Origin of the sequence: Lederbergia graminis (assembly GCF_042655485.1) — a bacterium.
Classification (GTDB): domain Bacteria; phylum Bacillota; class Bacilli; order Bacillales; family Bacillaceae_C; genus Lederbergia; species Lederbergia graminis.
Genome location: NZ_JBHSMC010000014.1, coordinates 113,680 through 126,746, shown reverse-complemented (window position 1 = coordinate 126,746; position 13,067 = coordinate 113,680). Strand labels below are relative to the sequence as shown.

General features: G+C 35.1%; 16 protein-coding genes. 7 read left to right on the top strand and 9 right to left on the bottom strand.

The features are described 5' to 3' along the window. Positions 1–64 precede the first annotated feature (64 nt). The 4 genes from ACFPM4_RS10795 to ACFPM4_RS10780 all read right to left on the bottom strand — a co-directional run bounded on the left by ACFPM4_RS10795 (position 65) and on the right by ACFPM4_RS10780 (position 2,690). Positions 65–625 (bottom strand): hypothetical protein, encoded by a 561-nt coding sequence (locus ACFPM4_RS10795; protein ID WP_382351277.1) that lies wholly within the window; start codon positions 623–625, stop codon positions 65–67. A gap of 122 nt (positions 626–747) precedes the next feature. Beyond that, entirely contained in the window at positions 748–1,173 is a 426-nt protein-coding gene (locus tag ACFPM4_RS10790) for a DUF1801 domain-containing protein (RefSeq protein ID WP_382351275.1), read from the bottom strand. A 61-nt stretch (positions 1,174–1,234) separates the two neighbouring features. Continuing rightward, a complete protein-coding gene (locus ACFPM4_RS10785; protein ID WP_382351272.1) occupies positions 1,235–2,188 on the bottom strand; it encodes a hypothetical protein in 954 nt (317 codons plus the stop codon). Then, complete coding sequence (locus ACFPM4_RS10780) at positions 2,178–2,690, bottom strand: sigma-70 family RNA polymerase sigma factor (RefSeq protein ID WP_382351269.1); 513 nt, start codon at positions 2,688–2,690, stop codon at positions 2,178–2,180. Before ACFPM4_RS10780 ends, ACFPM4_RS10785 begins: the two co-directional genes overlap by 11 nt. A 143-nt stretch (positions 2,691–2,833) precedes the next feature. Between ACFPM4_RS10780 and ACFPM4_RS10775 the strand changes: the two genes are divergently transcribed. Continuing rightward, a complete protein-coding gene (locus tag ACFPM4_RS10775) occupies positions 2,834–3,235 on the top strand; it encodes a GNAT family N-acetyltransferase (RefSeq protein ID WP_382351266.1) in 402 nt (133 codons plus the stop codon). Between the two features lie 66 nt (positions 3,236–3,301). Here the strand turns inward: ACFPM4_RS10775 and ACFPM4_RS10770 are convergent, their stop codons facing one another. The 3 genes from ACFPM4_RS10770 to ACFPM4_RS10760 all read right to left on the bottom strand — a co-directional run bounded on the left by ACFPM4_RS10770 (position 3,302) and on the right by ACFPM4_RS10760 (position 6,110). Beyond that, positions 3,302–3,820 carry a methylated-DNA--[protein]-cysteine S-methyltransferase gene (locus ACFPM4_RS10770; protein ID WP_382351263.1) on the bottom strand — a complete coding sequence of 173 codons (519 nt, stop codon included), beginning with the start codon at positions 3,818–3,820 and terminating at the stop codon, positions 3,302–3,304. Between the two features lie 70 nt (positions 3,821–3,890). Then, positions 3,891–5,096 carry an EAL domain-containing protein gene (locus ACFPM4_RS10765; protein ID WP_382351260.1) on the bottom strand — a complete coding sequence of 402 codons (1,206 nt, stop codon included), beginning with the start codon at positions 5,094–5,096 and terminating at the stop codon, positions 3,891–3,893. A 459-nt stretch (positions 5,097–5,555) separates the two neighbouring features. Continuing rightward, a complete protein-coding gene (locus tag ACFPM4_RS10760) occupies positions 5,556–6,110 on the bottom strand; it encodes an NADPH-dependent FMN reductase (protein ID WP_382351257.1) in 555 nt (184 codons plus the stop codon). Positions 6,111–6,449: 339 nt separating this feature from the next. Between ACFPM4_RS10760 and ACFPM4_RS10755 the strand changes: the two genes are divergently transcribed. Then, entirely contained in the window at positions 6,450–7,106 is a 657-nt protein-coding gene (locus ACFPM4_RS10755; RefSeq protein ID WP_382351254.1) for a DsbA family protein, read from the top strand. Then, positions 7,106–7,531, top strand: a complete 426-nt coding sequence (locus ACFPM4_RS10750) for a disulfide oxidoreductase (RefSeq protein WP_144928636.1) — start codon at positions 7,106–7,108, stop codon at positions 7,529–7,531. Before ACFPM4_RS10755 ends, ACFPM4_RS10750 begins: the two co-directional genes overlap by 1 nt. A gap of 14 nt (positions 7,532–7,545) precedes the next feature. On the opposite strand, the gene ACFPM4_RS10745 is transcribed toward ACFPM4_RS10750, so the two are convergent. Beyond that, on the bottom strand, positions 7,546–8,100 hold the full coding sequence (locus ACFPM4_RS10745) for a hypothetical protein (protein WP_144928638.1): 555 nt from the start codon (positions 8,098–8,100) through the stop codon (positions 7,546–7,548). Positions 8,101–8,619: 519 nt separating this feature from the next. Between ACFPM4_RS10745 and ACFPM4_RS10740 the strand changes: the two genes are divergently transcribed. Next, the gene (locus tag ACFPM4_RS10740) at positions 8,620–9,315 is read left to right on the top strand and encodes a carbohydrate binding domain-containing protein (protein ID WP_382351249.1); all 696 of its coding nucleotides are present in this window, start codon (positions 8,620–8,622) and stop codon (positions 9,313–9,315) included. 594 nt (positions 9,316–9,909) lie between these two features. Here ACFPM4_RS10740 and ACFPM4_RS10735 read toward each other — a convergent pair. After that, the gene (locus ACFPM4_RS10735; RefSeq protein WP_382351246.1) at positions 9,910–10,452 is read right to left on the bottom strand and encodes a recombinase family protein; all 543 of its coding nucleotides are present in this window, start codon (positions 10,450–10,452) and stop codon (positions 9,910–9,912) included. Positions 10,453–10,641: 189 nt separating this feature from the next. Between ACFPM4_RS10735 and ACFPM4_RS10730 the strand changes: the two genes are divergently transcribed. From ACFPM4_RS10730 to ACFPM4_RS10720, 3 genes are all read left to right on the top strand, one after another. Further along, a complete protein-coding gene (locus ACFPM4_RS10730) occupies positions 10,642–12,093 on the top strand; it encodes a SulP family inorganic anion transporter (protein ID WP_382352062.1) in 1,452 nt (483 codons plus the stop codon). A 22-nt stretch (positions 12,094–12,115) separates the two neighbouring features. After that, positions 12,116–12,535, top strand: a complete 420-nt coding sequence (locus ACFPM4_RS10725) for a universal stress protein (protein WP_144928646.1) — start codon at positions 12,116–12,118, stop codon at positions 12,533–12,535. Positions 12,536–12,650: 115 nt separating this feature from the next. Continuing rightward, the gene (locus ACFPM4_RS10720; protein WP_382351243.1) at positions 12,651–13,058 is read left to right on the top strand and encodes a GNAT family N-acetyltransferase; all 408 of its coding nucleotides are present in this window, start codon (positions 12,651–12,653) and stop codon (positions 13,056–13,058) included. Positions 13,059–13,067: the final 9 nt, after the last annotated feature.

Genomic DNA, 13,067 nt, shown 5'->3' with positions numbered 1-13,067 from the left:
TCACTCCTTTAATCACTCATTCTTCTGCGATAGCACTTGGATTTCATGAGTAATCTACCCCATATTATCTCTTTTTTCGATACAAAATAATTCCTACAATACTGATTGAAACTAACATAACGATTATTCCACCCCACATAAACCAGGACTTCCTTTTTTCTTCTTCCATAATATTAACCTCTTCCGTTGGGGCCTCTCCCTCCCCAAGGAAATCTAAGTCTGCTTGAGCGTTGCTTAGAAGACCGGTATTCGTACAAATAGTGGTACTAAGTCCTGAAGTATCATAGATACTCGATTTACTAGCATACACCATGTATTCCTTACCTACTTCAAAAGCTACACCGCAATCTCCACCACCTAATCCTGTATTAATAATTACTTGGGTTTCATTAATGCCTTTCCAAGTTTCCTTAACTTCAAAATAGACCTTCAATGGACTATAGCCTGACCTATTATTCCGCCTAATATCGATTACTTTCCCACTAAAAACAGCTTCAGCATGATTGTAACTAGTTTGGGGTTCAGAGACTACCGCACAACTGCATGCGCTCACACTTGATGGCAATGCTGTAAGAAGCAAACTACTAAACAATAATACACTAAGGATTACAATTATTTTCTTCAAGATCATCACATCCTAGTGTTATTTTACTGAAGATACCGAAAATTCACCCTATAATAATCATATCGTCTTTTGGTAAAGAATACCACAAAAAAAGCGCACTTTTGTTGCGCTTCCGTAACTTCTTAATTATTCTCTGGATATGTTTCTCGTAAAAATTTAATTGAAGATGTTATTAAATCTTTCAATAAGTCAACATCAATATCTGCGACCTTATTAATGTACACACATGCTTTCCCAGTCGTATGTTTCCCAAATTCCTCAAGTAATTTCTCCCGTTCTGGATCCCCTGGTGCAAAGTACAGACTAACCTTTGCCTTCCTTGGAGAGAATCCTACTAGCGGTGCATCGCCTTCGTGACCAGATGCATATTTATAATGATAGGAACCGAAACCAATAATACTAGGCCCCCACATTTTTGCTTCATAACCACTAGTTTCTGTAAAAATATCTAACAATTTAAATGCATCTTCACGCTTTTTAGGGCTATCCACTTGTTCGATAAACTCAATAACACTATTATCCGTTTCCTTCGTCTTCAATTCGTACATGGATACCACTCCTTTTTAACTCAAGTATAAAGGAATTGAACAAAGTGGACAAACTAGCATGTCATTCAAGTTGCTTCCACATCTGTGTGAAAATCTCGTCTTCCATTTTAAAATATAAATGATCATATCGAATATATCCGTCTTTAATTATCACCAAATGAACCTTTGATCCATCTTTCAATTCTAAAATTAACTCTCTGTATTGCTGATCATTGCGATAGTTACCTAGAGTTTCGTTGATTGTTTCATATGTTATTGGACTAGTCGTATTTAGTTCTTCTATAAAAGAATTTAATATTTTTTTGTCATTGATTTCGAAAAAATTGTCAATGCTATGATTCCAATCACTATAGGTTCTATATTGAGCATTTACAATATTTCCAGCGATATTAAGTTTACCAAAAAAATCTTCTCCACTATAAATGGTTATGCCATTAAGAGCTTCGTAAAATTCGGCATAAACCTCACCACTGTCTTCATATTTATCATATGTCATAATCCGAAAATCTTTGTCGTACCCTTTTACGGTATACACGTCAGATTCTCCTATTGAGGATGCAAACTCATCAGCATAAGCGTCCTGCTTACTCCATTCATCAATAATTCCTTTTGTCCTTCCCAGCTTTTCCCCTAACAAATTAACAGCATCTTTCACATCAATTTCAGTAGCAGTTTGTGTATATATTTTACCGTTATATACTATTAAGCCGATCATACTCATCGACTTTTCCTCGCCTTTTTCTGGTAATTGTAATGCCGGAATATGCAAACCACCATCCTCAGTAAAATAAGCTCCTTGAGATTCAGGAGTTGAACTATCATTGAAATTTTTAATAAGACCATAACTACCAAATAAAATTAATATACTAGCAACTAATGCTATTACATTTTTAGACTTTAATATCCTTGACTTTCCCATTTCTGATTTCGCTTTTGCAACCCCTAATTTACTTCTTTCATGAAGTTCATTCGGGATTGGGATTTGGCTCATTTTGCTACTCAATTTACTCCCCATAAAACCCAGCTCCTTTCTCACTATTCCGTAGTTTTTTTAAAGCACGGTATAATATTGTCTTTGCTGTCCCTAATGGGATGCGTAATGTTTCCGATACCTCTTTTAAAGTCATATCTTGATAAAATCTTAGTAATATTACACTTTTTTCTTCTTCACTTAACCGTTCCAATAAATCCTTTAAAGACATTGTTAATAAAACATCTTCATTGGGATCTCCAGAAATCAAATCTTCAAACTCTGGCTTCAATGGAATTATCTTTTTTTGCTTTTGAATAATATCAATTGCACAATTAATCGCTATCTTGAACAGCCACGTTTTGAAATATACTGGTTCTTTAAGATTTTTGATAGATTTAAAAGCTCGGTAAGCTGTTTCTTGAACAACATCTAAAGCATCATTTTGATTTTTAACATAAACAAAAGCAGTCCTGTAAATCTCCTTTTCATACGTCTGGAATAACTTCAAGAATGCCTTGTCATTACCCTTTTTGGCCTTTTTCACTAACTTTTCTATTTTGAGCACCCCCTTCTATCTATTAGACTGAATAGACACTCATATGGCTTTATATTTCCGAAAAAATTTAATTAAATAAAACAACTTGTCCATAATAATGATGAAAATATAGAGTGAAGAGGAAGGTTTAAATGGATATTACATATACATTTGAAGTGAACAATATAACGAAAGAAGGGTTAGAAAAGCTGTTTTTATCTTTGGATTGGACATCAGGGACTTATCCGAATAAATTGTATGAGGCAATCATGAATTCCCATTCTGTTGTAACAGCTTGGGATGGTGATCGTCTTGTTGGTTTAATCAATGCATTATCTGACGGGGCTTTAACAACCTATTTTCCATATGTATTAAGTGATCCCGCTTATCAAGGAAATGGAATTGGAACAGTGATGATGGAAATGATGTTAGAAAAATATAAAGACTTTTATACAAAGGTACTTGTATCATATCCTGAGGCAGTTGACTTTTATAGACAACTCGGGTTTAACGAAGAGCCAACACATATGGCTATGTTTATCTACACCAAATAGTAGAAGAAAAGCCGCTTTTTCTTTTGAAAGCGGCCTTTCTTATTAACATTCACCTGTTGCTTTACACTATCCAACAGTATTTCCAGATTCTAATCCAAGCAAAAATTGCTTCATCTCTACACCGCCGCGATATCCTGTGATGTTACCATTTGTACCAATCACACGGTGACAAGGTATAGAAATTAATACAGGATTTGCACCGATTGCAGATCCGACAGCTCGAACTGCACGAGGCTTTTGAATGAGCTCAGCTATCTCAGAATAGGAATATGTTTTTCCATAAGGGACCTGGTTTAAAGCATTCCATACCTCTTCCTGGAATGGTGTTCCTTTCACATCAATAGGTAATGTGAAAGTTTTCCGCTTGCCACTTAAGTATTCATGCAATTCATCGATATATGGTTGAAGCGCTTCTCCATTCTCCACAAGGCTCGCCTGAGGAAAAAGTTTTGAAACACCCTCTTCAAACGCATCATATGTTTGGCCAGGAGAACTAACGTAACATAGTCCCTTATCCGTCTTTGCGATATAAAAATTCCACTTATCATATTCAAATATAAACCAATTAATTATCTGCTTATTCATCGTAGTTTTCCCCTCCATTTATTTTTTAACTCAAGTGAAACAACATATATTAAATCAAAGCGTTCTTTGTTTATAATAACGCATCATTTTCATATAGATATGCATAGGAAAGATCAATAAAGAGATAATTACCGTCCATTAGTGGAAATGAAAAGGTACGAATACTTTCCCCTGTTTCAATATCACTATATATGCCAGATAACATACCTTTCTGATCCTTTTTCATTTGTACAATATTAGCTAAAAAGTAAGGACGCCAACTCCAATTCCTGCCGATATATTCCTCTTGATTAGTCCAATTTCCTTCCACCTTCATTAGATTGGGTGATAATTGGAAACCATCCTCGTTACAAATATATAATCGAAAACACATTGTCTCAATTTTTTCTGCAAGATCACTCAATAGTGAAACATAAGGTTCTGTATATTTCTTTTTATCTATAAGTTGCTTCAAGCTTTCATTAAGTTCACTTGTTTTTACATATCTCGCCTCTAGTTTTTTCTTTTCATACTTAATAAAGTTAATGGCTTGCTCTCTAAAAGTATCGTTTAAAGAATCTTTATCTATAAAATCTGGAGTCGGCCTTGCCAGCAAAAACCCTTGATAATAACGACCTCCATTTTTCCATGCATATTGAAGCTGATATTCTTGTTCAATATGTTCATACAACAAATTTGCACCAATTTTCCTAGCTAATATATTGAGAGAGTAAAGAATGATTGGCGATGCATCTCCACTAGAATTTCTTAATTGATTTAAATTAACCTTTAATATATGAGGTGATAATTGAGCGATGCGATCTAGATGACTTTCTTCTCCTAGATGGCTAAGGGCAATTTTAATACCATACGTTTTGTAATAACTAATAAGATGTTGTAAAGAGTCAATTGAACCAGTATATTCTGTATTTGTTAACTCTAATACAATCCTTTGTAACTGATCTGGAGCAAGGTATTTCTGAATAGTTGTCAAAAAGCTCTCACCCTGATCATACATTAACAGCTTAGGATCACGATTGATAAACAGTAAAAAATCTTCTCCTGCAGACATCATCTTTTGTAATGCTTGTTCAAGTAGATAATTATCTACTTCTATTCGATATTCTTCAGGAATTGTTTCGTCTGCAAAGAAGTGTCCAATACTGATAAATTCATCGTCTTTTTTAAAACGCCCTAACAGTTCATACCCCGCTACACGATGCTCATCAGCACTGAAAATCGGTTGATAAAAGGGTAGAACTTGATCAATGTTTTGCAAAATTTCATCTGCATCCATGTAACCTCACCTCTCCATTATGACTATCTACATGTCCCTAACAACTTCCCCCTAATAAGTTTTTACATTAAAAGTGAGAACTATAAATAATTCCCATTATAACAAAATTATCAAAGCCTCCTATACTACTTAACATATTTCTTTTAAATAAGCTCTGTTAAACTCTGTTGTTGATTTTCGCTCCTGTACACTCGCTTTCCGCGGGCACGGCCTCAGCTAACTTGGCAAAGAAAACCGCTTTGCCAAGTGGATCTTCGGCTCGTGCTGTTCCCGCAGGAGTCTCGTGTACATCCGCTCAATCAACTAAGTTGTTAACAACAATGAACTTTAACCGAGCCTTTAAATAAGAAATAAAGCATTGAAATGTCACTCTACTATTTTACGTCGCTACATTCCATCATCAAATTAAGCAAAAAAAATAGCTACCGCAATAATGCAGTAGCTATTTTATATTGAGTTTTATCGAACTGTTTTTAGAGCTCCACTCCAAGATAGAAGTTGATCTAACATTTGGTTTGCATTTGCATCGTGGTAATCAGCTGGTTTGAACACGCTCATGTTTTCAAAATCTGTCATAAGTGAGAATGTTACAGCAGTACGAACGTCTGCAACTTGAAGTTCACCTAAGATTAGACGTAAGTTTTCAATTGCACGTGCACCACCAAGGCTTCCGTAAGCAACAAAGCCAGCAGCTTTATTGTTTACTTCTGGGTTTAAGTAGTCTAATGCATTTTTAAGTGCACCATTTACAGCATGATTATATTCTGCTGGGATGAAAATATAGCCGTCAAAAGAAGCCATTTTTTCAGACCAAGCTTTAATTGCTGCTTCTGCTTCTTGTTGTTGTGCTTCTGGTACAGCAGCACCTAATAATGGTAAGTTATAGTTTGCAAGGTCAACAATTTCATATTCTGCATCATTACGTTTTGTTGCAAAATCATAAATCCATTGTCCTACTGCTTCTCCATTACGGCCTTGACGATTACTTCCTACTACAATACCAATCTTTAACATTATATATCCTCCTAATTATATGCATATTATTGAATGAATTAAATATCTTTAATTCAAGATATATAATATCATACAATTTAATAACTTGGAAGTATTTTATTTCGAAATTGAGACTTTTTACTTACAAATTTATTATAACAACTTTATTTAGCTACAAGGAGTAGGTACAATAGGGTATAGACGGCAGATTTAAAGGTAATGGAGAACATTCAGAAGGAATGTGATCAGTGAGACCAAGTACTCGACAATATAAAGACACTGAATGTACAATTAACAACGGAAGAGATTGATACAATTGAAAAGTATCCTCCACTAATAGAAAGAAATGAGGTTATATAGATGAATAGGAAAAATGTGGTAATTTTTACACTTATTATTTTTGCTATTATAATTGCCATTGTTTTATTAACGAATAAACTAAATTCCGAGCAAACAGAGCTAGAAAGTCACCCTTCCATAGAAAATCAACCAACAATTGGTGATGCGGATGCAGTAGTATCTATTGTGGAATTTGGGGATTATAAGTGCCCTTCCTGTAAGGCTTGGGGCGAAGATATCTATCCAAAACTTAAAGAAAAATACATTGATACAGGTAAAGCAAAGTTCTCCTTTATTAATGTACTATTTCATGGAAATGAATCCAAACTTGCTTCTCTAGCATCTGAATCTGTATATAAACAAGATCCGGCATCATTCTGGGATTTCCATGAAGCTATCTTCGCTGCTCAGCCTGAGGCACAACAACATGATCAGCAGTGGGTCACTACGGACAAATTGCTTGAAATCGCAAAAAGTAGTGCTCCAAATGTGGATTTAAATCAATTGGAAGAGGATATTAATCATGATGGAACGCTTGAGCAAGTATTGATAGATGATTCACTTGTGAAGGAATTCGATATTCCTTTTACACCTACGATCGTTATCAATGGAGTCATGTTAAAAGATCCTTTTGACTATAAAGCAATAGAATCGATAATTGAAGAGGAACTAAAATAATGAAGAAGCCTACTCTTCTTGAAAATTTCGGGCTATATTTTGCTTGGATAGTTGCGGTTATTGCAACATTAGGAAGTTTATATTTTAGTGAGATAAAAGAATTTGTTCCATGTCAATTTTGTTGGATTCAGCGTATTTTCATGTATCCAATGGCAATCATTCTCGGGATTGCTTCATTTTATAATGAAAAACAAATAATTAAATACGTGTTGCCTTTAAGTGTTATAGGTGGAACAATATCTCTTTATCATTACTTAGTCCAGAAGGTCCCTGGCTTTGCAGAGATAAAGCCTTGTGTTCAAGGGGTTCCTTGTAATGTCCAATATATCAATTGGTTTGGCTTTATAACAATACCATTTCTCGCCCTTATTGCCTTTACGCTCATAAGCATTTTAATGATTGTAATTCATAAAAAATCAAAATAAAGTAAATTCCGGTTTCAGTGATGGAAACCGGAATTTTTTATTACAATAAATGGGCTTTGTGTGTAAAAAAGTAAACATACTAATACAAATCCTATACCTATAAAAAGTGGGTTTCGAAAAATTCTTACGATGAAATTGCGATGATGTACATAAGACAACATTTCATATATATTTAAACAACAAATTGCTAGTGCAATCGTAAACATAACCATAATGCCTTTGTCCCAATCACTTATCTTTATCATTACACCGAGCATTGCACCCATCATACCAGCCATCACACCAGATAATATCCCTTCCATCATCGCTAGCAATGAATAAAAAGAACCAATTACACCACCTACTAACACACCTGTAGCCATACCAATAACAGTAGCCAACAATAATTCATCACGATATAAAAGTCCTATTATCGTTCCAGTAAACAAACCTACTCCCATTGCCATTGACATGGAAAAAATCATACCATGCATCGTCGTTACTTTCCTTCTAGTATAAAAGGAGAAATTAATTACTCCTACAGAACAAGTTAACAAAAAGGCTATTAATATGATTAGGCCTGTTGTCATTTCCATCAACCCCAAATAGTTTGTACAAGTATATGAGGTGATTGCTGAAGACATTCAATGAATATTGGAATCATACAATATTACTAACCTAAATTAATTATTATACTGCTCCCACAACTAAAAAAAATAATTATTCATATTCTTATAATATATTTTAATATTCTTCCAAGTATGGTAATATATTATTACTACTAGGTAAATACTACTATTTCATATCAACTTCTCAATGCAATTCCTTCCGACAACGATAGAGTCACTCAAAATGTCTATCCTTTATTTATTAGAATAATGATTTATTTACCCTTCCTTCATGTTAAACACAATCTCTTAATGAACTTTCACTAAAATGTAAACGTATACATACATGGATTTCCTTTTACTTAGCACAATTGAAAGGAGTGATGCCTTTACAATGAATCTGTTAAAAATGAAGTATAGAAAGGAGGATTCTAGGTAAAATCTCTTTAACTACGTTTACTTATATTTATTCATAAAATCAATCATTAGGGGGAAGCGAATTTGAAAAATAAATTACGAGTGTTATTTGTGTTTGCTGTATTTTTATTATTGATTTCTATGACAACACCGATTTTTGCCGCTGAACCAGAAAACCTTGTGAAAGATCCATCATTCGAAGAGCAAACAGATGGTGTAGCTGAACCTTGGAGAATTCAAGATGATGTTGAACTAAGTGGTATTGATGCCGGAGATAGAGCGCTTACTGGTGAAAAAAATGTTTGGTTTAGAACAACAAATGGTTGGAACTCTGTTAGACAGTTTGTAGATGTGGAGAAAAATACGGATTATATACTTACTGCATACGTGAAAGCTGGAACGGATATTAAGGATATTTATTTTGGTGTTTGGCCAGATGGAGCAGCACAAGGAAAAGAGCAGGTTTTTAAAACAGAGAAGTTTGAAAACGCAGCTGAATACACGAAATTAACCTTTGAATTTAATTCAGAGGAAGCAGAAAGAGTCGATGTATTCCTTGGATCTGTACAAAGCGAAGGCGATAATTGGGTAAATGTGGATGACTTTTCACTTGTAGCTGCTGCTTCTGATGAAGAACCTGCAGCTGGTGATGATGAAGGAGAAAAACTACCTAACACAGCAACACCACTTTACAACAGCCTTCTTATTGGTTTCTCTCTCATTCTTTTGGGTGGGATTGCATTATTTTACTTTAAAAGAAAAACTGCCAGCCAAGAGTAAAAAAACCTCACTAGCTAGCTAATTATTGATACTGGATGAAGAAATACAGATGAAAGTTAATGTCGAACTATCATTTTATTCATTCCTAGGATAGTTCGATTTTTTTTTATATTCTGTCTACGAAGTGACGTTTTTACAGGATGGACTTCCGCATTCGAATTTATAGTTTTATCAGCGGAGGAAATACACGAAGACTCCTGCGGGATGTGCGGTTGCCGAGGAGGCTTCCGAACCTTGTCTAGCTGTAGGCGCTATTGGCTCGAGGCCAAATAACCTGAGACATGAAAGGCAAAGACCGCCTTTCTTTGTCTCAGAACATTTGCTTGTCGCGGGCCCGCACGAGGCGGGTCAGGAAGGCGTTGCGAAGTACATGGACGTACTAGTGCAGGCGAAGCGACAGGACGTCGCTGTTTGAGCCTGCCAACAGGATGTTGCGAAATTAGCCTTCCTTCAAGTAGCAAGCGCCTTTCACTTTTCTTAGCCCGCGGAAAGCGTAGTGTATTTCCGAAGCGTTATAATTTCAATAACATTTTTCGAAATTAGATACGGTTTAAATGGTTTTGCTTCGTCCTCTTTTCTACATAAGGAACAATATTAATTTTCCAAATATCGATACAAGGTAGACTTACTAATCCCTGTTTCATCCTTAATTTCTTGCAAACTATACTTTTTACTTTCATACATAAGAATCGCCTTTTGGACATTCTCATCAGGTTTCCTTGGTCGTCCTGCCGCAACACCTTTCTTCTTAGCTCTTGTTAATCCTTTTCTTGTTCTCTCACTAATTACATCACTTTGAAATTCTACTAAGTGTTGTACAATTGCACTAAATGAGTATCCAGCAGAATTACTTGTATCAATTCCCTCTTGAATAGTACGGAGATAAGCACCTTTTCTCTCAATCGCCTCTAATATCTCCACTAAATGCCGAGTTGAATCTGCAATTGTGTACAGCTTTGTAACAATAACAATATCACCTGTATTTAATTCTTCTATCATAGATTTAAGACTAATTCTCTTTTTTGCAGACGAATGTTTTTCTATAACATATTTATGGCAACTTTTATCTTCTAAAATACTTTTTTGTATTTCACATGTAGTATCATCGAAATAAGGTCTCATATACCCTATAATCATTTTTGACTCACCTAGCTCTCTAGACCCTTTTCTATATAATATCATATTTTCTCATAAAAATATTCCCAAAATGGTTCCATTTTGGAACAGATGATGATAAACTATGTCTATTGCAATCGGCCTGACCTTTATGAGAGTTAAAGGTCACATTAATTAATAGAAAAGGAGACAACAAGTGTGTTAGAAACAATGAAAAAAGAATGGTTTTCCAATATTAGAGGCGATATTCTTTCTGGAATTGTAGTGGCATTAGCTTTAATACCAGAAGCAATTGCCTTCTCCATTATTGCAGGAGTCGATCCAATGGTCGGCTTATATGCTTCGTTTTGTATCGCAGTTATCATTGCATTTGTAGGTGGACGTCCAGGAATGATTTCTGCAGCTACAGGAGCAATGGCGCTATTAATGCTACCGTTAGTAAGAGACCATGGCCTCGATTATTTATTAGCTGCAACAATTTTAACAGGTGTTATACAAGTGCTATTCGGTATATTTAAAGTAGCTAAACTAATGAGATTTATCCCAAGAGCAGTCATGATTGGCTTCGTAAACTCATTAGCAATCCTTATTTTTATGGCACAAGTTCCACACTTTCTTGGCATTTCAACAGCAACGTATATTTTCGTAGCAATAACACTGATCATTGTCTACGTGCTACCAAGATTTATTAAAATAATACCCGCTCCACTAATTGCAATTATCGTATTATCAGTAGTAGCAATTTATAGTAATGTGGATTTAAGGACTATTGGAGATTTAGGGGCTATTTCAAGAAGTCTTCCGGAATTTTTCATCCCTAATGTTCCATTTACATTTGAAACATTAGCAATCATTTTTCCATATTCCATTGCGTTAGCTATTGTTGGGTTAACAGAATCTCTACTTACAGCCACAATAGTTGATGATTATACAGGTACAGATAGTAATAAGAACAAGGAAGCAAGAGGGCAAGGTATTGCCAACTTCGTTACAGGATTCTTTGGTGGAATGGCTGGTTGTGCAATGATTGGCCAATCTGGTATTAATGTCAGGTCTGGAGGACGAGGACGCCTATCCACTTTCGTAGCTGGAGCATTCTTAATGATTTTGATTATTGTCTTTGGCGATCTTGTTGTTCAAATTCCAATGCCTGTCCTTGTTGGAATTATGATTATGGTTTCTGTCGGAACATTTGACTGGTCTTCCTTTAAGTATTTAGTGAAAGCACCGAAAGCTGATGCAGTAGTGATGGTCGTAACAATGGCAATCGTACTCGCGACAAATGACTTATCAAAAGGTGTCATTGCTGGAGTCTTATTAAGCGCGATATTCTTCGTAGCTAAGATTTCTAAAATCCATGTAACAGAACGCGAAAACAAAGGGAACACTGTATTCGAGGTACAAGGTCCATTGTTCTTTGCTTCAGTAGATAGCTTTATCAAATCCTTTGATTACTCAGTAGAAAAAACGAATATTACAATTGATTTTTCAGACTCACATATTTGGGATGACTCCGCAGTAGGAGCAATTGATAAAGTAATTTTAAAATACCGCAAGAATAATAATAAAGTAACAATAACTGGGTTAAATTCATCTAGTAAAAAAATTATCGACAAATTAGCAGTGCATAATAATCCTAACGCGAATGTAGCAGCACACTAATCCCTTCCCTGGAGTTGATAATATGTATAAAAGCATTTTGTTAGCGGTCGATGGTTCAAATCACTCAATTCGAGCGACACAGGAAGCAGTTAATATTGCCACTTTAGTTAATGGAAGTAAAGTAGATGTAATCATGGTTGCGGATTATTCCAAAACGAAAAGCGAAGTACTTCATTCTTCTGGTAAAGAAGATTTGGAACTAACACGAAGGAAGCGTCTTTTCCCTATCGAGGAATTGTTCAAAACAAATAATATTAACTACGAGATTCATATTTTACATGGGGAACCAGGGCCTACTATTGTGGAATATGCAAATAAACGATCCTTTGACTTAGTGATTATTGGTAGCCGCGGGTTAAATAGCTTTCAAGAAATGGTTCTTGGAAGTGTGAGTCATAAAGTCGTAAAGAGAGTAAATTGCCCCGTGTTAGTAGTGAAATAACTGGAGGGTTATCCTGATTTTAGGATAACCTTTTTTTTACAAACTTTTTTATTTTTTAGGCAAACGGTGTGCTATAATAATTTATTAATCTTTTAGAATATTTGGGGGAATTGACATGGTGAAACATCACCTTACCTATAAACACAATGCACTAATTACAGCAGAGCAATTATCAAATTTATATAAAGCATCTACTATTAAAAGACCTTATGACGATTTAGATCGGATTCAAAAAATGATCGAACATGCAGATATTATTATTACTGCTTGGGATGAGGAGAAACTCGTTGGAATCGCCCGAGCTATTACCGATTATAGTTACTGCTGTTATTTATCTGATTTAGCTGTAGATATCGAATATCAAAAGCAAGGGATTGGAAAAGAATTAGTCCATTTACTTCAGGAGAAAATAGGCGAGGAAGTTGCATTAATTCTACTATCTGCACCTACTGCAATGGAATACTACCCTCAACTTGGCTTCGATACAATTCAGAATGGGTTTATTATTCCTAGAAAACAATAACGAAGAAGC